At 59.2% G+C, this 19,890-nt stretch carries 21 protein-coding genes; 14 read left to right on the top strand and 7 right to left on the bottom strand.

What is annotated here, in order from left to right; genetic code table 11:
* The first annotated feature begins 129 nt into the window (after positions 1-129).
* From purM to AGR13A_RS05410, 3 genes are all read left to right on the top strand, one after another.
* The gene (gene purM / locus AGR13A_RS05420) at positions 130-1,203 is read left to right on the top strand and encodes a phosphoribosylformylglycinamidine cyclo-ligase (protein WP_080834088.1); all 1,074 of its coding nucleotides are present in this window, start codon (positions 130-132) and stop codon (positions 1,201-1,203) included.
* Entirely contained in the window at positions 1,200-1,874 is a 675-nt protein-coding gene (gene purN / locus AGR13A_RS05415; RefSeq protein WP_080834086.1) for a phosphoribosylglycinamide formyltransferase, read from the top strand. Before purM ends, purN begins: the two co-directional genes overlap by 4 nt.
* A 131-nt stretch (positions 1,875-2,005) precedes the next feature.
* Entirely contained in the window at positions 2,006-2,941 is a 936-nt protein-coding gene (locus tag AGR13A_RS05410; protein ID WP_080834084.1) for an omptin family outer membrane protease, read from the top strand.
* A gap of 261 nt (positions 2,942-3,202) precedes the next feature.
* Here AGR13A_RS05410 and AGR13A_RS05405 read toward each other — a convergent pair whose 3' ends face one another.
* Positions 3,203-3,820: an NUDIX domain-containing protein gene (locus AGR13A_RS05405; protein WP_080834082.1), complete on the bottom strand. Its 618-nt coding sequence runs from the start codon at positions 3,818-3,820 to the stop codon at positions 3,203-3,205.
* A gap of 58 nt (positions 3,821-3,878) precedes the next feature.
* Positions 3,879-6,101 (bottom strand): molybdopterin-containing oxidoreductase family protein, encoded by a 2,223-nt coding sequence (locus AGR13A_RS05400; RefSeq protein ID WP_167377518.1) that lies wholly within the window; start codon positions 6,099-6,101, stop codon positions 3,879-3,881.
* A gap of 28 nt (positions 6,102-6,129) precedes the next feature.
* Between AGR13A_RS05400 and AGR13A_RS05395 the strand changes: the two genes are divergently transcribed.
* On the top strand, positions 6,130-6,993 hold the full coding sequence (locus AGR13A_RS05395; RefSeq protein WP_080834081.1) for a 23S rRNA (adenine(2030)-N(6))-methyltransferase RlmJ: 864 nt from the start codon (positions 6,130-6,132) through the stop codon (positions 6,991-6,993).
* Positions 6,994-6,995: 2 nt separating this feature from the next.
* Here AGR13A_RS05395 and AGR13A_RS05390 read toward each other — a convergent pair whose 3' ends face one another.
* Positions 6,996-7,943 carry a lysylphosphatidylglycerol synthase domain-containing protein gene (locus AGR13A_RS05390; protein ID WP_080834079.1) on the bottom strand — a complete coding sequence of 316 codons (948 nt, stop codon included), beginning with the start codon at positions 7,941-7,943 and terminating at the stop codon, positions 6,996-6,998.
* A gap of 208 nt (positions 7,944-8,151) precedes the next feature.
* On the opposite strand from AGR13A_RS05390, the gene AGR13A_RS05385 reads away from it, so the two are divergent.
* Both AGR13A_RS05385 and AGR13A_RS05380 read left to right on the top strand, forming a co-directional pair.
* Complete coding sequence (locus AGR13A_RS05385; protein WP_080834077.1) at positions 8,152-8,910, top strand: ribonuclease T2 family protein; 759 nt, start codon at positions 8,152-8,154, stop codon at positions 8,908-8,910.
* Between the two features lie 112 nt (positions 8,911-9,022).
* The gene (locus tag AGR13A_RS05380) at positions 9,023-9,619 is read left to right on the top strand and encodes a glutathione S-transferase (protein WP_035217884.1); all 597 of its coding nucleotides are present in this window, start codon (positions 9,023-9,025) and stop codon (positions 9,617-9,619) included.
* 117 nt (positions 9,620-9,736) lie between these two features.
* On the opposite strand, the gene AGR13A_RS05375 is transcribed toward AGR13A_RS05380, so the two are convergent.
* Positions 9,737-10,393 carry an outer membrane protein gene (locus AGR13A_RS05375; protein ID WP_035217887.1) on the bottom strand — a complete coding sequence of 219 codons (657 nt, stop codon included), beginning with the start codon at positions 10,391-10,393 and terminating at the stop codon, positions 9,737-9,739.
* A gap of 350 nt (positions 10,394-10,743) precedes the next feature.
* Here AGR13A_RS05375 and AGR13A_RS05370 point away from each other — a divergent pair, with 350 nt between their 5' ends.
* The 5 genes from AGR13A_RS05370 (at position 10,744) to AGR13A_RS05350 (ending at position 14,996) form a co-directional block, all read left to right on the top strand.
* On the top strand, positions 10,744-11,532 hold the full coding sequence (locus AGR13A_RS05370) for an SDR family oxidoreductase (RefSeq protein ID WP_035217889.1): 789 nt from the start codon (positions 10,744-10,746) through the stop codon (positions 11,530-11,532).
* Entirely contained in the window at positions 11,529-13,580 is a 2,052-nt protein-coding gene (gene uvrC / locus AGR13A_RS05365; RefSeq protein WP_167377417.1) for an excinuclease ABC subunit UvrC, read from the top strand. The genes AGR13A_RS05370 and uvrC overlap by 4 nt, the downstream gene beginning before the upstream one ends.
* A 102-nt stretch (positions 13,581-13,682) precedes the next feature.
* On the top strand, positions 13,683-14,270 hold the full coding sequence (pgsA, locus tag AGR13A_RS05360) for a CDP-diacylglycerol--glycerol-3-phosphate 3-phosphatidyltransferase (RefSeq protein WP_035217896.1): 588 nt from the start codon (positions 13,683-13,685) through the stop codon (positions 14,268-14,270).
* On the top strand, positions 14,270-14,524 hold the full coding sequence (gene moaD, locus AGR13A_RS05355) for a molybdopterin converting factor subunit 1 (protein WP_080834076.1): 255 nt from the start codon (positions 14,270-14,272) through the stop codon (positions 14,522-14,524). The genes pgsA and moaD overlap by 1 nt, the downstream gene beginning before the upstream one ends.
* Positions 14,525-14,528: 4 nt before the next feature.
* A complete protein-coding gene (locus tag AGR13A_RS05350; RefSeq protein ID WP_035217904.1) occupies positions 14,529-14,996 on the top strand; it encodes a molybdenum cofactor biosynthesis protein MoaE in 468 nt (155 codons plus the stop codon).
* 46 nt (positions 14,997-15,042) lie between these two features.
* On the opposite strand, the gene AGR13A_RS05345 is transcribed toward AGR13A_RS05350, so the two are convergent.
* A complete protein-coding gene (locus AGR13A_RS05345; RefSeq protein WP_080834074.1) occupies positions 15,043-15,939 on the bottom strand; it encodes a branched-chain amino acid ABC transporter permease in 897 nt (298 codons plus the stop codon).
* A gap of 61 nt (positions 15,940-16,000) precedes the next feature.
* On the opposite strand from AGR13A_RS05345, the gene AGR13A_RS05340 reads away from it, so the two are divergent.
* Together AGR13A_RS05340 and AGR13A_RS05335 are read left to right on the top strand one after the other, a co-directional pair.
* A complete protein-coding gene (locus tag AGR13A_RS05340; protein ID WP_080834072.1) occupies positions 16,001-16,552 on the top strand; it encodes a CGNR zinc finger domain-containing protein in 552 nt (183 codons plus the stop codon).
* A complete protein-coding gene (locus AGR13A_RS05335) occupies positions 16,549-17,061 on the top strand; it encodes a hypothetical protein (RefSeq protein ID WP_080834069.1) in 513 nt (170 codons plus the stop codon). The genes AGR13A_RS05340 and AGR13A_RS05335 overlap by 4 nt, the downstream gene beginning before the upstream one ends.
* A gap of 265 nt (positions 17,062-17,326) precedes the next feature.
* Here AGR13A_RS05335 and ndk read toward each other — a convergent pair whose 3' ends face one another.
* The gene (ndk, locus tag AGR13A_RS05325) at positions 17,327-17,749 is read right to left on the bottom strand and encodes a nucleoside-diphosphate kinase (RefSeq protein ID WP_003496769.1); all 423 of its coding nucleotides are present in this window, start codon (positions 17,747-17,749) and stop codon (positions 17,327-17,329) included.
* A 103-nt stretch (positions 17,750-17,852) separates the two neighbouring features.
* On the bottom strand, positions 17,853-18,548 hold the full coding sequence (locus AGR13A_RS05320; RefSeq protein WP_080836585.1) for a glutathione S-transferase family protein: 696 nt from the start codon (positions 18,546-18,548) through the stop codon (positions 17,853-17,855).
* 256 nt (positions 18,549-18,804) lie between these two features.
* Here AGR13A_RS05320 and AGR13A_RS05315 point away from each other — a divergent pair, with 256 nt between their 5' ends.
* A complete protein-coding gene (locus AGR13A_RS05315; RefSeq protein ID WP_167377416.1) occupies positions 18,805-19,851 on the top strand; it encodes a GGDEF domain-containing protein in 1,047 nt (348 codons plus the stop codon).
* Positions 19,852-19,890 lie beyond the last annotated feature (39 nt).

Raw genomic sequence — 19,890 nt, 5'->3', positions numbered from 1 at the left:
CCCGAGGCAGGTAAAATGTCAAACCTTCGCAAAGCCGTTAAAAACCGGAGCTTTTGCCACGCAAACCCTTGCATCAGGCCCCGTGCCGTGCGAATGGCGACGCCAAAGGAACCAGCGGAGACGAGAGCCATGAGCCAGTCGGGCAAGAACGGTCTTACCTATAGTGACGCAGGTGTGGATATCGACGCCGGCAACCTGATGGTCGAAAAGATCAAACCGGCGGTGCGTTCAACGCGGCGTCCCGGTGCGGATGGCGAAATCGGCGGCTTCGGCGGCCTGTTCGATTTGAAAGCCGCGGGCTTCACCGATCCGGTTCTGGTGGCCGCCAATGACGGCGTCGGCACCAAGCTGAAGATCGCCATCGATGCTGACTATCATGACACCGTCGGCATCGATCTCGTCGCCATGTGCGTCAACGATCTCGTCGTCCAGGGCGCGGAGCCGCTGTTCTTCCTCGATTATTTCGCCACCGGCAAGCTCGACCCCGACCAGGGTGCGGCGATCGTTTCCGGCATTGCCGCCGGCTGCCGCGAATCCGGCTGTGCGCTGATCGGCGGCGAAACCGCTGAAATGCCCGGCATGTATTCCGACGGCGACTACGATCTCGCAGGCTTTGCCGTGGGTGCTGCCGAACGCGGCCAGCTTCTGCCGGCCGGTGATATTTCCGAAGGCGACGTCATTCTCGGGCTTTCATCCTCCGGCGTGCACTCGAACGGTTTCTCGCTGGTGCGCAAGATCGTATCCATCTCCGGCCTCGCCTGGGACGCCCCTGCCCCCTTCGCCGACGGCAAGAAGCTCGGCGAAGCGCTGCTGACGCCGACCCGCATCTATGTGAAGCCGCTTTTGAAGGCGATCCGCGAGACCGGCGCGCTGAAGGCACTGGCGCATATTACCGGCGGCGGTTTCCCGGAGAATATTCCGCGCGTTCTGCCCAAGCATCTCGCAGCTGAAATCGATCTCGACGCGATCAAGGTTCCGGCCGTCTTTTCGTGGCTGGCAAAAACCGGCGGCGTCGAAGCCAAGGAAATGCTGCGAACCTTCAATTGCGGCGTCGGCATGATCGTGGTCGTTTCGGCTGAAAATGCCGAGAAGGTCACGAACGCCCTAACAGCGGAAGGCGAGACCGTTTTCCCGCTCGGCCGCATGGTGGCCCGCGAAGAGGGCGCGCACGGCACGATCTACAAGGGCGCTCTCAGCCTATGATGAGTGCCGCGCTCCCGTCCAGCCGCGCACGTGTCGTCGTTTTCATCTCCGGCGGCGGCTCCAACATGGTGTCGCTGGCCAAGGCCTGTCAGGCGGTGGATTTCCCGGCGGAAATCGTCTGCGTGATATCGGACAAGGCCTCGGCGGGCGGATTGGAAAAGGCACGGGAGCTGGGCATTCCCACGCTGGTCTTCGAGCGCAAGACCTATGCCAGCAAGGCCGAGCATGAGGGTGCCATCCTGGCTGCGCTTGGCGAGATTGCACCTGACATCATCTGTCTTGCCGGTTACATGCGGCTGATCTCGGGAGACTTCATCGCTCCCTATGAAGGTCGCATCATCAATATCCACCCTTCCCTGCTGCCGCTTTTCCCCGGGCTGCACACCCACCAGCGCGCCATCGACAGCGGCATGAAGATTTCCGGCTGCACCGTGCATTTCGTCACCGAAGGCATGGATGAAGGCCCGACGATTGCACAGGGCGCGGTGCCGGTCATGTCCGGCGATACGGCAGACACACTCGCGGCTCGGATTCTGACCGTCGAGCACCAGCTTTATCCGCTGGCCCTGAAGCTGCTTGCGGAAGGCAAGGTGCGGATGGAGGGCGGCAGAGCCGTCATTACGGACGGCGCAAGTAAATCTGAATATACCAATCTGATTTCTGCGTCTTGATAGAGGTATTTCTAAAGTACAAAAATGCCTAAAATGGTATTTTCGGCAAAATAAACCAATCATTTACCATAATCACCTTTAATGCCCGCAACGGCCCATATTTCAGGCCCTCCGGTCATTCAGGAGCGATTATGCTGTTTTTGAGATTTCCCCTTCCGCTTTCGGCCCTCTTGCTGATAGGCACAAGCCTGCCGCTTGCCGCTGAACAGGGTGGCATCACTGCTTCGCTCGATGCCGGCGTTCTCAATCTCAAAGCGACGGAAACGGTCCATATCGGCGGTAGCAAGCTAAGCGAACTCGAATGGGAAACAAAAAACGCCATGGCGCTGCGAGGCTCACTCGGGCTTGAGCTTGCGCCCGGCTGGCGGGTGAAGGCCGAAGGCCGCGTCGGCTTCGAGGGCGACGGCTATATGACCGACTATGACTGGGTTTGGCCTTTTTCCAGAGATAGCTCCAAGGACAATTGGAGCCACCGTTCCCAGCATGACGATACGCGGCTCGACCATTATTTTTCGGGAAGCCTCGAACTCAATCGCATGTTGCTGGACGATCCGCAGCAATATCTCAGCGCCGGCGTCGGTTTTCGCTATACGGATGTGCAATGGTCGGCCTATGGCGGCAGCGCCGTTTACAGTCTTTTCTCGCGAAGGGATTTGAGCATCAAATTCAACGACGGTGAGAAAGGGATAACATACCGCCAGCAAATCCCGGTTTTCTACGGTAACCTGACGGGCGGCCAAAGGTTCGGCAACTGGTCGCTCAATGCCGGTGTGGAGGGCGGCGCAATGGTCTATGCCAAGGCCACGGACGACCACTGGATGCGCGACATGCGCTTCACCGACAAATTCGACGTTGCCGGCATGTTCGGGGTAAAGGCGGGCGTTGCCTATGACCTGACGGAGAACGCCTCGATCTATCTCGACGGCGCGTATGACTACACCAGCCTCGGACGCGGAGACACCCACTATAGCGGCGCAGGCGCTGGAGGCCTTTCATCGGAAAAGAATGCCGGCGGCGGCGACCTGCAGTCGATTTTCGTGGGGGCTGGCGTCAAGGGAAGGTTTTGAGCCGACAGCGACACCCGCCCCATAAGCTTACTTGACCAAGCCTGCTCCTCGCCTATCGTCGGGAAATACAAACGAGGTTGTGGTGCAGCTTGTGAAGGCAAATGATCTCCAAGCCCGGCGAGTTCTCATCGCCGCAATAAGGGCAGAACGGCCGCAACGAAAACAAGCGGCCCTGGATCGGATCAATGCCTGGAAAAATAAGGGTCGCAAGTAGCCGATTTCGTCGCGAGTGCTGCGACCCTCACGCATATCAAACCGAAGTCAAAGCCGGGTGCGATTCAACATCGCCCATTGCAGCAAAATAATCGTCTTGGAATCGGTGATTTCACCCGATGCGATCATCGCGAAGGCTTCGTCCAGCCCGTAGGTCAGAACTTCCAGATCCTCGCCTTCGGTTTCCAGCCCACCGCCCTCGCCGGCCTGCAGGTCGAGATCGATACGGGCGACGAAGAGGCTGACCTTTTCCGTGAGTGTTCCCGGGCTGGCATACATGTCGAAGAGGTAGTCAACTTTCTCAACCGCATAGCCGGATTCTTCCATCGCCTCGCGGCGAATGGCGTCGGCGGCGTTGTCGTCGTCGAGAAGTCCCGCCGGCACTTCAATCATGAAGCTCTGATCGCCATTCACGAAGGCGGCGGGGCGAAACTGGCGCACCATCACAACACTGTCACGTTTTTGATCGTAAAGCAGGATGGCGGCGGCGCTGCCGTGGTCGTGGACTTCCCGCACGATACGGATCGTTTTGCCATCCGGCATGCGCTGGTCGAAAATGAGCTTCTGCATATGCACGAAGCCCTTCCAGACGGTTTCTTTTTCCACCAGCCGAATTCTGCCGGCATCCGTATCGGCCGGAATGTTCTTCGCTTGCGTCTGTGTCACCGGATATGTCCCTGCCTGTCGTGCAATTATCTGAGCCTGCCCCTGTTGCGGCGCAATATCAAGTCTGGCTGGTCTGATCTTCCCGGCGCAGCCACACCTTGTTGTCGTGGAAAGCCGCGCCGCCATAGGGGGCAACGGCATCGGCACCGGTCAGCACGTTGATACCCTCCCCGTCCAGATGCGCCTTGTTGGGCCACAGCCCTTCAGCGACCAAAACGCCGGATCTGGCACCCTCCACGATTTTTGCATGGAGGCGTACTTCGCCGCGACCATTGCCGATGCGCACGATGTCGCCATCGGCAATATCGTTGCGGCTGGCGTCCTCGGGACAGATCATCAGTTCCGGACGGCCTTCCTTCTGCACGGAGGTTTTCGTTTCCGCGAAAGTGGAGTTCAGGAAGTTGCGCGCCGGCGATGTCGCCAGCCTGAATGGATGATCCTGATCGGCCGTTTCGATGACGTCCACCTGATCCGGGAATTTTGGGAATTGCGAAACGGGGCCCATCACGCCGATATTCTTCGGCGGCCGGTTGGGAGACGGCCCTGTCGCCCATTCGGGGCTGAAGCGGAATTTTCCGTCGCCATAACCGAAACCCTCGAGATAATGCGCCACCTCGAAAGCAGGCTGCGCATCGATCCATTTTTCTTCCGCCAGCGTGTCGAAATCGCCCCAGCCGCTGACTTTCAACATGCGGTCGACATGGTCGCGGGCCGAAAGGCCGAAACCCGGCATATGGTCGATGCCGAGACGTTTCGCCAGTTCTTCGATAACGAAGAGATTGGTGCGCACCGTTTCCGGCGGCTCCACCAGTTTGGGGCCGAGCAGAATGTGGTTCTGGCCGCCGGCACGGTAGATATCGTCATGTTCGAGGAACATGGTGGCGGGCAGCACGATATCGGCAACTTCAGCCGTCTCCGTCATGAACTGCTCATGCACGGCAACGAAAAGATCGTCGCGCAGGAAACCCTGCTTCACCAGCCGCTGCTCGGGTGCGACATTGACGGGATTGGTATTCTGGATGAGCAGCGCCGTCACCGGGCCGCCATGACGCAGCGCTTCCGCGTCACCCGTCAGCACGCGGCCGATCTGCGACTGGTCGAGCTGGCGCACGCCAGGGTCGGCATAGGCCGTGCCCATCAGCTCCGCCTTGTTGAGCCGGAAGATATCACCATTGTTATGAAAGGCGCCGCCGCCCTCATATTGCCAGGAGCCGAGAACCGTCGCGATAGACAGCGCAGCATGCATGGCGACAGCGCCGTTACGCTGGCGGGCAAAACCGTAACCCAGACGGAAGAAGGTCTTTTTTGTCGTGCCGACGAGCCTTGCGAAATCCTCGATCTCCTCGACGGAGAGACCGGTGATTTCAGACGCCCATTGCGGCGTCTTTGTCTTCAGATGCGCCTCCAACCCGGCCGGATCGTCCGCAAACCGCGCCATGTAGTCGCGGTCGGCATAACCGTCGCGGAAGGCGATGTGCATGATGGCGCAGGCAAGCGCGGCATCCGTGCCCGGACGCACGACGATGCGCATATCCGCCTGTTTCATGGTCGGATTGTCGTAGATATCGACGACGACGATCTTCGCGCCGCGTTCCTTGCGGGCCTTGACCGCATGGGTCATGACATTGACCTGGGTGGCGACAGCATTGGTGCCCCAGATGACGACGACATCGGCTTTGGCGATCTCACGCGGATCGGGACCGCGCAGCGCGCCCGTGCCCATGACATAACCGGTCCAGGCCATGTTGGTGCAGATCGACCCGAAGAAGCCGGAATATTTCTTGGCATGGCGCAGGCGCTCGATGGAATCGCGCTGCACCTGCCCCATGGTTCCGGCGTAGAAATAGGGCCAGATGGCCTCCGCGCCGTGCCGGGCTTCAGCCTTGACGAAGGCGTCGGCGATCTCGTCCAGCGCCGCTTCCCAGGAAAGCTCCTGCCAGTCGCCAGCCCCCTTTGCTCCCTTGCGGCGCTTCGGGGTCAGCAAACGGCCGGGATGATAGATACGTTCGGAGTAACGCGCCACCTTGGCGCAGATGACACCGGCGGTGTACGTATTGGCATTGGCGCCGCGCACACGGCCGATGCGGCCTTCGGCATTGATATCGACTTCCAGCGCGCAGGCGCTCGGACAGTCGTGCGGGCAGACCGTGTGGCCGATGCGGGTTTCGGCCTTCGGAGTGGCGTTTTTAGCGGAAATCGGGGTCGCAACGTTCATGTCTTTTCTATATTGCATCAGCGATGCGGCAAAAAGGCCGAAGTGACGTCCATCAAGAATATTCATCATCACCATCGGCAAGCGAGACAAATCCATGAACTACCGCCACATCTACCACGCCGGCAATTTCGCGGATGTTCTCAAGCACGCTATTCTCGCGCGCCTCGTTCGCTACCTGCAGAACAAGGACAAGGCGTTTCGCGTGCTGGATACCCATGCCGGCATCGGCCTTTACGACCTGTCCTCGGAAGAGGCGCAAAAGACGGGCGAATGGCAGACCGGCATCGGCAAGCTGATGGAGGCCGATCTTCCTGCCCCCATCGCCCAATTGCTGGAACCCTATCTTTCCGCCGTCAGGGAGCTCAATCCGGATGGCGGCGTGCAGTTCTACCCCGGTTCGCCGAAACTCGCGCGCATGCTGTTTCGCCCGCAGGACCGGCTTTCGGCCATGGAACTGCATCCGGACGATGCACGCGCCTTGTCGCGCCTGTTCGAGGGCGATTATCAGGTGCGTGTCACCGAACTGGACGGATGGCTGTCGCTCGGCGCACATCTGCCGCCAAAGGAAAAGCGCGGCCTTATCCTCGTCGATCCGCCGTTCGAGCTGGAGAACGAATATCAGCGGCTCGCGGATGGCCTGAACAAGGCCTATCGGCGTTTTTCCACCGGCACCTATTGCCTGTGGTATCCGCTAAAAAAGGGTGCGCCGATCAAGGATTTTCACGAGCGGCTGCAATCCTTCGAGATTCCGAAGATGCTGTGCGCTGAGCTTTCCGTAAAAAGCGACCGGCTGGAGGGCTTAAGCGGTTCCGGCCTCATCATCGTCAACCCGCCCTATACGCTGAAGGACGAGCTGCACACGCTGCTGCCATTCCTGAAAACGGTGATGGCGCAGGACCGGTACGCTTCACACCGCGCCTTCTGGCTGCGCGGCGAGGAAAAACCGGAGGAGGATTGAGCCTACCTCAGCCCTTCCCGTTTCTGCGCCTGCGCAAGCTGTGATCGCTCGAAGAACAGGATCACGAACAGGGCCATGATGAAGGGAATGATGAGGTAGAACAGCCGGAATACCAGCAGCGCCGCAATCACGTCCGCCGGGTTCATATCCGGCAGGCCGGTGACGAAGACCAGCTCCAGCACGCCGAGCCCGCCCGGCGCGTGCGAAATCAGCGCCGCCGAGAATGAAATCAGGAATATGCCGAGGATGATCATGAACCCCGGATTTCCCGCCTCCGGCAGCGCGAAATAGATGATGCCTGCCGCGCCGATCAGCTCGATCGGACCGATAACCAGCTGTTGCGCCACCAGTCTGGGCGCGGGATAGGGCAGGAAAAACGAGCGGATTTTCAGCGGTTTCAGCTTCAGGAGACTGCCAAGCACATAAAGACCGACAACGACAAGCAGCAGGATGCCGGTTGTCGTCGATGCCTCTACGGGCAGGATACCGGTAAAGCGCTCGGTAATGTCAGGCTCATAGACCAGCACCATGCCGATAAGCATGATCGTGCCAATGGTGAAGGTGAAAGAGCAAAGGGCGACGAGCACGCCAACTTCCCCGACGCTCAGCCCCTTGGACGTATAGGCGCGATATCGCACCACGGCACCGGAAAAGACTGAGGCGCCGACATTGTGGGAAAGCGCATAGGTGGTGAAAGAGGTAAGCGTGATGAAGAACCAGTTCACCTTGCGGCCGAGATGCTGGAGCGCAATACGGTCGTAACCGGCAAGAGCGGCATAGGCCACCAGCGTCGAGAGGCCGGAACACACCCAGTCCCGCGCGCGAATTGCCATCAGGCTTTCCCACAGGTCATCAAGCGAGAGGCCGCGCAGCTCATGATAGAGCAGCCAGGCTGAAAAACCGATTGTCGCCAGACCAACGACGGGCCAGATGTATTTCTTCAATGTCATGCGGCCATGCCCGCCTATTTCCCCCAGCTTCACCCCAGCCCGACTTCCGTCTTTCGCGGAAGATTCGTCTGACTTTATTCGTTATGCGGCGAAGCTTTCAACCTTTTCATGGAAGATTGCCCGTTTGCCCCGTTCACAAATTTATGTAAGACCGATTTGTCGCCGACGGTGATATGAGGTCGTCCATTTTCGGGGGAACGTGCGCGGAATGAAGCGTTATGCGGGTTTCATCGCCTTGGGTCTTCTGTCGCTTGCAGCGCTTTGGTTTGCGCAGGAAAAACCCGCCCCGAGCAATTCATCAAATGGCTGGACCATCTATCCGCCGTCGCAACCGGCCGGGCGCTCCCAGCCGGATAATGCCCGGAACGACGCTGGCGGAAAATCTGCAGCCCGAGGAACCGGCTTCGATTTTTACGTTCTCTCCCTATCCTGGTCGCCGGCATTCTGCGCCAGTTCCGAAGGCTCCGGTAATCGCCAGCAATGCGGCAGCGACCGGCGTTACGGTTTCGTCGTGCATGGGCTTTGGCCGCAAAACGAGACTGGCTATCCCGAATTCTGCAAAAGCAGCGAACCGGACCGTGTGCCTGACGCGATCGGCCGTACCCTGTTCGACATCATGCCTTCCATGGGCCTGATCGGCCACCAGTGGCGCAAACACGGCTCGTGCTCCGGCCTTTCGCAGAAGGACTATTTCTCGGCAACCCGGGCCGCCTTCGAGACGGTCAGGCTGCCGGAGAGGATTGCCTCGGGTGCCGGAGCGGCCAGCCTCTCTGCGGACGCAATAGAAACAGCCTTCACCGATGCCAATCCCGGCATGTCGAAACGCGGCGTCTCGATCAGCTGCGATGGAAGGCGCCTCGAGGAAGTCCGCATCTGTCTCAACAGGGACATGACATTTCGTGAGTGCCCCGAGCTGGACCGCAAGGGCTGCCGCGCCAGTGCGACAGAAATCGTTCCCATTCGCTAAGGCGGACCGGATGCGCCCTATTTCTTTATTTTACATATTTTCCAGACATAAAGCCGCTACGTAGTTTGTTGGACATACTCTCGTTACCCGACGTCAACCATAGGACCCGACCATGGAACTGCTCTATTCGCCCGCCTCCCCCTACTCCGCCAAGGTGCGCATGGCCGCCCGCCATCTCGGCATCGACATCACCTCCGTGCGCGTCGACACCAATGCCGAGCCGGCAACGCTGATGGACAATAATCCGCTCGGCAAGATTCCGGTCCTGCTGCTGGATGATGGCGGCTCGGTCTATGACAGCGTGGCGATCATGCACTATCTGGACCGCCTTTCGGGCGGCAAGCTCTACCCGAAGAAGAACGGCAAGCGCACGGAAGTGGAAATTCTGGAGGCGCTTTGCGACGGCATCATGGATTGCCTGCTCGCCATCGTTTACGAGCGCCGTTTTCGCCCCGAAGACAAGATCCACCAGCCATGGATCGACAAGCAGTGGAAAAAGGTGGTGAAGGGTCTCGACCATCTGAATGCGAACCTGCCGAAAACCGGCAAGAAACTGCATGGCGGCCATTTCGCGCTTGCGGCGATGATCGGCTATCTCGATCTGCGTTTCGCCGGTGAATGGGCTGAAGGGCGAGATGCGCTGGCGCAGTGGCCCGAGACATTCGGCAAGCGTTTCGAAGCATACGCCGAAATGAAGGCCGCCGCCTGACGCAGAAGCAGGACAGATGCCCGGCCTTATCGCCGGGCATTTATTCTGGGCACATGTCGCAGAAACAAAAAAGCCGGGGCGTAAACCCCGGCTTTTCCTTTATCGATCCGCGAAGGATCAGAACTTGACGCCGATACCAGCCTTGACGGAATGATCGTCGAAACCACGCGAGAACGCGCCGGAGTCGAGACCGTAGTCCTTCTTCTGGTAGTCGCTGTAGCGATATTCCAGACGGGCGGTGATGTTGTCCGTAACCATGGCTTCAACACCGGCACCAACGGTGTAACCGAGGGCGGTGGCGCTGTCCTTGGAGGTCGCGTCACGAACCTTGTTGTCGGAGACAGCAAGACCGGCCGTACCATAGAGCAGGAACGGGTTCATGTCGTAACCAACGCGGCCACGCAGCGAGCCGTTGACACCCTGCTTGCCTTCGACGGCGTTACCGGCAACCGTACCGGCAGAGCCCTTCTCGTCGCCCAGGTTCACGTCTGCTTCAGCACCGTAAACGATCTGGCCGCTCTGCATGTTGTAACCACCGTAGAGGCCGCCACCGAAGCCCTTGGCGTCACGGCCGTCATTGCTGGAGCTGAAACGGCCCCAGTCATAGTTGACCGTACCACCGAGGTAAGCGCCGGACCAATCCTTGACCGGTGCGGGCTGGTCGTAGGACACCGGTGCCTGGGGCACTTCGTTTACGGCGTCAGCGGCGTGAGCAGCCGAGAAGCCGGCAGCTGCCATGGTCGAAGCCATAAGGGTTGCTACGAAAATACGCATGCTATTCTCCTTTCAGGACCGCTCTGCACTCAAAACATTGTTTTCAGACGCGGTGTAAAAATCGTCGGGTTAATCGCCCCTCTGGAAACTGAACTTGATGGGAGAATGCGGAGATCAAAGAGCCAAAATGTGAATTGTTTGGGGCAGAGACGTGACTAGAATTAGACGTTGCCTAATTGCCACAAGGGTTTTATTAACCCTAACAGAAGCCTAATCAGCAATAGATCGGCTTTAAACTTAGTTATATTCAAATTAAACCGAAATTGCATTGTGAATAAAAAATCGCCCAATTCTTTTGGGGCCGACGGACAGCTTGCGATTTGCATTTATATCCAGCAAATAGGGCTGAGATGAGCAAATGCAGGTCCGCCGTGAAAGAAAATATACCGAAGACAGTCTTGATAACCGGAGCCGCCCGAAGGCTTGGGCGGGCGATCGCCACGGATTTGGCCGCCCACGGCTTTGCAATCGCCGTCCATGCCAATGCCTCGATGGCTGAAGCCGAGGAATTCGCTAACGAAATAAGGCAGAACGGTGGCAAAGCCGTCGCCGTTCAGGCGGATTTGACACAATCTGCGCCGACAATGGCGCTTGTCGAACAGGCATCTTCCGCGCTCGGCCCCATCGGCGTCGTCGTCAACAATGCGTCCGTTTTCCTCAACGATTCGGCTGAGGCCCCCGATCCGGCGGTCTTCGATGCGCATTTTGCCGTGCATGTCAGGGCCCCTTCCCTCATCGCGGCCGCCTTCATCGAACAATTGCCACAGGATAAATCCGGGCTGATCGTCAATATCATCGACCAGCGCGTGCTTGCGCTCACGCCGCGTTTTTATTCCTACACGCTTTCGAAATCCGCCCTTTGGACCGCGACGCGGACGATGGCACAGAGCTTTGCACCACGCGTCCGGGTCAATGCCATCGGACCTGGTCCCACCTTCAAAAGCGAAAGACAGGCGCCGGAGGACTTTCAGGCGCAGATCGACGGCCTTATATTAAAGCGTGGTCCTGCCGCAGACGAGTTCGGGCGGACGATTCGCTTTCTTTTCGACACGCCGTCGGTCACCGGACAAATGATCGCGCTCGACGGCGGCCAGCACCTTGGCTGGGAAACCCCTGATGTGGCGGAGATTAATGAATGAACGGAAAGAAGCTGCCTGATGGCGGTATTCTCTTCGATGAAACCGACGACGAAGACGACGATGCAAGCCTTGCCGCGACAGAAGCGGCCGAGGCTCCGCGCGACGTTGCCGGCATGGACTGGAATGCAGGCTGGAAGAATGAATCCGGCCTGAAGGGCATGGACCTCATCGGCGAATTCGTCAAACACCTGCCGAATTCGCCAGGTGTCTACCGCATGTTCAACGAGGCGGGCGACGTGCTTTATGTCGGCAAGGCGCGCTCGCTGAAGAAGCGCGTCGGCAACTATGCGCAGGGCCGTGTCCATTCCAACCGCATTGCCCAGATGGTGCGTTTCACTACCCATATGGAATTCGTCACTACCCGCACGGAAACAGAGGCGCTTTTGCTTGAAGCCAACCTCATCAAGCGCTTGCGGCCGCGCTTTAACGTGCTTTTGCGTGACGACAAGTCCTTTCCCTATATTCTCATCACCGCCGACAACCGTGCGCCGGCGATCTTCAAGCATCGCGGTGCGCGGGCGCGCAAGGGCGATTATTTCGGACCCTTCGCATCGGCCGGCGCCGTCGGCCGAACGATCAATTCGCTGCAGCGGGCCTTCCTGATCCGCACCTGTACCGACAGTGTTTTCGAGACCCGCACGCGTCCCTGTCTTCTTTACCAGATCAAGCGCTGTTCCGGCCCCTGTACGCATGAGATCAGCGATCAGGGGTATGCGGAACTCGTCAAGGAAGCCAAGGATTTCCTGTCCGGCAAAAGCCAGAGCGTCAAGACCGCCATTGCGCGGCAGATGAACGAGGCGGCCGAGGATCTCGATTTCGAGCGCGCCGCCGTCTATCGCGACCGGCTGGCCGCACTTTCCCATGTCCAGAGCCATCAGGGCATCAATCCGGCCGGTATCGAGGAAGCGGATGTTTTCGCCATTCATCACGAAGGCGGCATTTCCTGCATTCAGGTGTTCTTTTTCCGCACCGGCCAGAACTGGGGCAATCGTGCCTATTTCCCGAAGGCGGACCCGTCCCTGCCCGGCTCGGAAATTCTCAACGCATTCCTTGCGCAGTTTTACGATGACAAGCCGGTGCCGAAGCAGATCCTGCTGTCCGAAACCGTCGAGGAACAGGAATTGCTGGCCGCAGCACTCGGCGAAAAAGCCGGCCACAAGGTCACGATCAGCGTGCCGCAGCGCGGCGAGAAGAAGGACATTACCGACCATGTTCTTGCCAATGCCCGCGAGGCGCATGGCCGCAAGCTGGCGGAGACCTCTTCGCAGGCACGGTTGCTGAAAGGTTTTGCAGAAACCTTTAGCCTGCCCTATGTGCCGCGCCGCATCGAGATTTACGATAACTCGCATATCATGGGCACCAATGCCGTGGGCGGCATGGTGGTGGCGGGGCCGGAAGGTTTCGTGAAGAACCAGTATCGCAAGTTCAACATCAAATCGACCGACATCACGCCGGGCGACGACTTCGGCATGATGCGCGAGGTGATGACCCGTCGCTTCTCGCGCCTGTTGAAGGAAGAGGGCAAGCCCGACCGCAGGCAGACGCAGACGCCAACGCCGGAGGAAGCCGCCGACATGCCCTTCCCCACCTGGCCGGATGTGATCCTGATCGACGGCGGCCAGGGCCAGATGACGGCGGTGCGCGCCATCCTTGATGAACTCGACATACGCGACAGCGTGATCGCCATCGGTGTCGCCAAGGGTGTGGACCGCGATGCGGGCCGCGAACGTTTCTTCGCGGATGGGCGCAGCGATTTTTCCCTGCCGCCACGGGATCCCGTGCTCTATTTCATTCAACGCATGCGCGATGAAGCGCACCGTTTCGCCATCGGCTCGCACCGGGCGCGGCGCAAGAAGGAAATGGTGCGCAATCCGCTGGATGAAATCTCGGGGATCGGCCCCGGACGCAAGCGCTCGCTGCTGCAGCATTTCGGCACGGCGAAGGCTGTTTCCCGTGCCGGTCTCAACGATCTGATGGCGGTTACCGGCATTTCCGAAGCGGTGGCGCGGCAAATCTACAATCACTTCCACGAGAGTAGTGGCGATTGAGCCCGCGCTGGCGCAACGAACTGCTAAAAAAACATAATCACATGTTGACGCTATCCGTCAGGGGCGGCATCAAGGCAGCTTATCCAGACTGACAGGTTTCCCATGGCTTCGCGCGCATACAGCATCCCCAATCTCCTCACCTACGGCCGCATCCTCGCGGTTCCTGTCATCGTTCTGTGCTTTTTCATCGAAGGAAAGCTGGAAAGCTCAGATTTCGCGCGCTGGACGGCGCTCTGGCTGTTCATCGTCGCCTCGCTGACCGATTTCCTCGATGGTTATCTGGCCCGTATCTGGAACCAGACATCCAATATCGGCCGCATGCTGGACCCGATCGCCGACAAGCTGCTGGTGGCCTCCGTTCTGCTGCTGATGGCTGCGGATGGCACCATTGCCGGCTGGTCGCTCTGGGCGGCCATCACCATCCTCTGCCGTGAGATTCTGGTCTCGGGCCTGCGGGAATATCTGGCGGCGCTGAAGGTCAGCGTTCCCGTCACCCGCATCGCCAAATGGAAGACCACCATCCAGATGGTGGCCATCGCCTTTCTTCTCGCCGGTCCTGCGGGCGACAAGGTTCTGCCCTACACGACCGAAATGGGAATTACGCTTCTCTGGCTGGCCGCGGCACTCACCATGTATACCGGCTATGATTACTTCAAGGCGGGCCTCAAGCATATCGTGGACGAAGACTGATGACACGGATCGTTTATTTCGCCTGGGTGCGCGAAAAGATCGGCACGGACGAAGAAGAACTGGATATCCCCTCCTCCGTCACCACGGCCGGTGAACTGATCGCCTGGCTCACAAGCCGTGGCGAAAATTACGAAGCCGCCTTCGAATTTCCGGATGTGATCCGCGTTGCGGTCAATCAGGAACATGTCGAACATGACGAGAGCATTGCCGGCGCGCGCGAAATCGGCATTTTCCCGCCCATGACCGGGGGATGAGTGGATGCAGCCAGCCGTCAAGCCGACGATCCGCGTGCAACGCGAAGATTTCGACGCTGGGGAAGAAACCCGCAGGCTGACGGAAGGCGACGGGAGCATCGGCGCGGTGGTGGCCTTTACCGGGCTTTGCCGTGACGATGGCGGCACGCTGGCAGCGCTGGAGCTTGAACATTATCCCGGCATGGCGGAAGCGGAAATGACCCGCATCGCCGATCTCGCCATCGAGCGTTTCGCCCTTCTCGGTCTCACTGCCATCCATCGCCACGGCAAGATCGCTGCCGGCGAAAATATCGTCCTTGTCATTGCCGCAGCCCGGCATCGGCAGGCCGCCTTCGACGGCGCGAATTTCGTGATGGATTACCTCAAAACATCGGCCCCGTTCTGGAAAAAGGAACATGGCAAGGATGGAACGACGGGCGATTGGATCGCGGCAAAGGCGACGGATGACACGGCCAAGGACAAGTGGCGGTGACGCTTCGTCTTTACGGACGGAAAACCCCACTTCTCCTCGAAATGCGCTAAGGCGCTTCCACCCTGCTGCGCATGACGATGAGCCAGCCGACCAGAAGAGCAAGGACCGCCGCGTCCCGCCAGACGACCGGGCCGTAACCGACCCACAGGGTTTCCGCAAAACCGACGGCGGCTGCCCCCAGCGCGCAGACGAGCGGGCTGGTATAACCGCCGGCCGCCGAAATGAGCACGACCTTCAGACCGAAAACCAGCCCGGCGCCGAAATCCATCGTGCCGTAATAAAACGTCGCCAATACGCCGGCGATGGCGGCGACAAGGCCCGCCGCGCAATAGGAGAGCAGGAATATCCTGCCCGCATTCACGCCGCAGAGCGAGGCGGCGAAAGCATCGTCCGAGACCGCCTTCCAGCAACGGCCGAAACCGGAACGCCGCAGATAAACGGAGCCTGCGAGGATGAGCAGGCAGAAAACAGCCGTATTCAGCATCTGCATCGGCGTCAGGGTGACGGCAAAACCGCCCTCAGCCCAGAACCGCACCGGTTCGGACAAAAGCGGCGGCAGCCATAATTGCCGGGTGCCGGCGGCGAGTCTGGCGCTTTCGGTGAGCGCGATCAGCACGCCGATGGAGGCGACCGTCACCGCATTGGGAGAGGCTTTCGCCAGCGGCCGCATCACCGCCCTGCCGATGAAGGCCGCCGCCCATAACCCGCCGAACAGACCCATTCCCGCCCCAAGGGCAAGCGTTGCGGGCAGGACCAGCCACAAACGGTTCCAGCCGAAATCGGCAAAGAGCAGACAGGTCTGGCCGGCGAAGGCGAAAATCGCGCCATAGGTGACATCCGCCCGTCGGGTGATCGAAAAGGCGATCGCGTAGCCGAAGGCCAGAACCGCATAAAGCGAGGCGACCGGCACGGCATTCAGCAATTGTTGCAGGAAATAGGCCAAGCGCGTCCTCCCATCATTATTATAACTGTTAAAATACGTTTTGATAGTTATAATATGCGCCATGACCTTTCGCTGGACAGCTCATCGTTTCGCAGGCGGCGCATTGGCACTCGATGTCGCCAACAGCATCATCTTGCGTTCCGACGCGGCAAAATCGATCGACCGTTTTGCCGCGCCGGAGCAGATCGTTGCCTTTGCCGAAGCCGCGATACGTCTCAGTGCAGAGCGAGGCAGATTTCCCGCGCTCATCGCCCCCGAAGCGGAAAAGCGGCCGGTTTTTCTCGGTCTGCGGGAAGCTATCGACGGCTATTTCCGTTCCTCGATCGCCAGTGGCGGCGATGATGACGGCAGGCTGGCGGAGCTTCTTTTCGCCTGCGGCGCGGCGTTGCGGTCGTTTCCGTCCGCGACGAGCCTCGGCAATGCGACAGCCCATTCCGCCCTGTCGCTGCTGGCAGTAGAAACGCAGGAGCGCCTGAAGATTTGCGGCAATTGCGGCTGGCTGTTCATCGACCGCAGCAAGAACAGAAGCCGGATCTGGTGCGACATGGCGGTGTGCGGCAACCGACAGAAGGCCAGCCGGCACTATCATCGGAAGAAGGAGGCAGAGGAATGAAAGGAATTGCCGTTTCATTGCTGGTGATTGCGACGACGCTTGCCCTCTCCGGTTGCCAGCGGGATGAGCCGCGCGATGTCGCGAAGGTTTCGGGCCGTATGTTCGTCTTCAACTATCGGGTGGCGATTGCGACCTATCTGGTAACACTGCAACGCGTTGCGCCTATCCGCGACGGCAGTACGGTGGAGGCGACCTTCGAAAACCCCCGAGGCGGCGCTGAGCTGACGACGCGGGAGAAAATTTTCCCGATGGACGAAAAGATTGCCATTCAAAGCCCGCCGGTCGAATGCGTGAAACAGGACCGGCCCTACAAGGTCACCATCCGCATCAAGGGGCCGGAAGGCGATATTCTGCAGACGATAGAGACCACGATCCGCTCCGACACGGACCAGTCGCTTCTTCCGGCCAGGCCGCTCACGGTCGGGCCGCTCTATACGCCCAATCCGGAGGTGTTCAAACCGGATGGCACGATGGATATGCGGCCGGTCGAGGGGTGTCCGGCGTCGTGAAGACCTCCACCCTCATTCCTGTGCTCGTCACAGGAATCTAGCCAGCTCAAGTCCTTGAGCTGGAAAGGGTTTCTTCGCCGCGCGGACGCGCGTCGGCTGGATTCCTGTGACAAGCACAGGAATGAGGGGACGGATGCTCGGCACAGGAACCAATCGCCCGGCAAACAAAACAAAAAACGGAGCCTTTCGGCTCCGTTTCATCGAGTCTTTTCAGCGGCTTCACATAATCACCTGAGAGGGTGATTCAAGCCGTTGATATTTTGAATCAGCCGACGATTTCGGTTTCAGCGAACCAGTAGGCGATTTCCTGTGCGGCGGTTTCCGGAGCGTCGGAACCGTGAACGGAGTTTTCGCCGATGGAGAGCGCAAACGTCTTGCGGATGGTGCCTTCCGCAGCCTGGGCCGGGTTGGTGGCGCCCATGATTTCGCGGTTCTTGAGGATGGCGTTTTCGCCTTCCAGAACCTGTACGATGGTCGGGCCGGAGGTCATGCCTTCAACGAGTTCGCCGAAGAAGGGACGCTCCTTGTGAACGGCGTAGAAGCCTTCGGCTTCGCGCTTGCTCATCCAGACGCGCTTGGAGGCGACGACGCGCAGGCCGTTGTCTTCAAATACCTTGGTGATCGCGCCCGTCAGGTTACGCTTGGTTGCGTCCGGCTTGATCATCGAAAATGTGCGTTCAATCGCCATGTGTCCGTTTCCTTTTCCTTCAGAGAAAGTGGGCGGTCTTTACCCGCCCAAACTCCCGAAAACAAGGGGGTTCACCCATATTGCAGCGATGAGAACAGACATTTCACGCCGCTGTCACACTGCGGCCTCTCGCATCGTAGAGATCAAGGCAACCTTCGAACCAGTCGCGGACCGGATCGTTTTCGGAAAACAAATCCGCCCCGGTGGTGATCCTTGCCCATTGCAGCGCGCCGAAAACGATGTAATCCGCAAATAGCGGCGATGTGCCGCCAATGAAGGGCTGGAAGCTCAGCATGCGGCGGATTGGCGCCAGCAGGAGCGGAAAGGCAGCGATCTCCGCCTCGCGGTTTGCCACCACATCCTCCAGCGGCCGTCCCAGCGCCTTCGTCCGGCTGTCGCGGAAATAACGGCGATCCGGCTCGTCCAGCATGTCGTGGATATCGAGCACGGCAATGCGGACGATGGCCGGATGAAGCTGGGTCTGCGACCAGCTTTCAACAAAACGCGCCATGGCCTTGCCGCCCTCCCCGTTGAAAAGCGATGGCCGCTCCGGATAGGCATCATCGAGATAAAGGGCGATTTCAAAGCTGTCGCTCACCAGCTGGTCGCCATCACGAAGGATCGGCACCGTCTTCGAAAAACCATCCTCCACGGTGGGGATCACCGTGAATGGCAAAGGGCGTTCCTCGAAATCCAGTCCCTTATGCGCCAGCGAAAGCACTGTTTTCCAGCAATGGGGAGAAAACGGCCGGGAGCTGTCACTTCCGCAAAGCGAATACAAGGTTCTGGAGGTCGTCATAGGCTGCACCCTCTTCTGTACTATCGGAGAGGCGATATAAGAACGGCCGTCGCCTGAAATCAAATCAGGATTTGTCATGTTATCGATCAAAAGCCGTTTGCGACGGACGACCTTCGCCACGCCGCAGTTTATGCTTGAAGAAGGCGAAAATCTCCCGCGAGTTTAGGCTATTTTAAACCGTCGCGTGTATAAGTAACCCCACTCGGAAACCGACTATTTCGGCGAATTCATAAATACGATCTCTTTGGGGCTGACCGTGACGACATCTGCTGGCGATAAAAAACGCGAACAGTCCAGAAACGGTCTTGTCGTTACGAGGATCACGCAATTCATCGCCAAGATGAACATTGCGCCGCTGCCCCGCAATTATGAACTGATCTATGAAATATTGTCCGGGCATAATCCGGCGATGGGGCGCGATATTCTGGCACTTGGCAACGCGCCGCAACAGCATGAAATCGACATTGTCGGCCAGAGACACAATCTGCCCGGTTTCTCCCGGATCGAGGCGGAACAGATGGCGACAGAGGCATTCGAAACCCTGAAGCAGATTTCCGCGCGGCTGGAGGCCGGCCTGCAGCGGACTGAAACATTCGTCACCAGCCTTTCCGATGAAGACCGGCATGAGCCACCGTCACTGGAGCGGCTTGCGCAATTGATGGGCGACATTCACGAGGAACAGACCAGCCTCAAACATTTCGTCTCCATGGGTGTGATGAAAATCCGCGAGGTCGAGAAACGCCGGGCCGAGCTTCAGGCGAATTCCCTGCGTGACACCCTGACGGCGCTTCCCAACAGGGCGGCATTCTTTGAAAAACTCGGGGACCTCTATGCGGGCGATCAGGCGGCGTCCGCCACCTCGCTGGTGCTGCTCAACATTGATCGCTTCCGCGAAATTAACGGCAAATACGGCCCCACCGCCGGTAACAAGGCGCTTCGACGGCTCGCCGCGCTCTTCCGCAGGACGATCAAGAAGGACGATTTCGTGGCCCGCATCGGCGGCAATGAATTCGCGTTCCTGTTTGCCGGCGTCTCGCAAAATACGGCCGAAGCGATTGCCGAGCGGTTGCGGCAAAACGTGGCGGCCCTGCGCTTCGTAACCAGCGAGGGCGAAGGCGAACATCTGACGGTATCGATCGGGGTTGCGGCAGTGGACGGCACGACGACGCCCGCCGAGTTTTTCAGCCATGCCGAACTCGCCCTGCTCTCCGCCCGCTGCGGCACGCGCAATTGCGTCACCGGCTACTCCCGGGACGTGGCGCAGCACAGCCGCAGCAGCTATCTGGCGCAGCTGGGCTGTTGACGCTGCATTCTGATGTGGTGTGGCGCGGGCGCTCTTGCC

Origin of the sequence: Agrobacterium genomosp. 13 str. CFBP 6927, assembly GCA_900012615.1 — a bacterium.
Classification (GTDB): Bacteria; Pseudomonadota; Alphaproteobacteria; order Rhizobiales; family Rhizobiaceae; genus Agrobacterium.
This window is presented reverse-complemented; position numbering and strand designations above follow the sequence as displayed.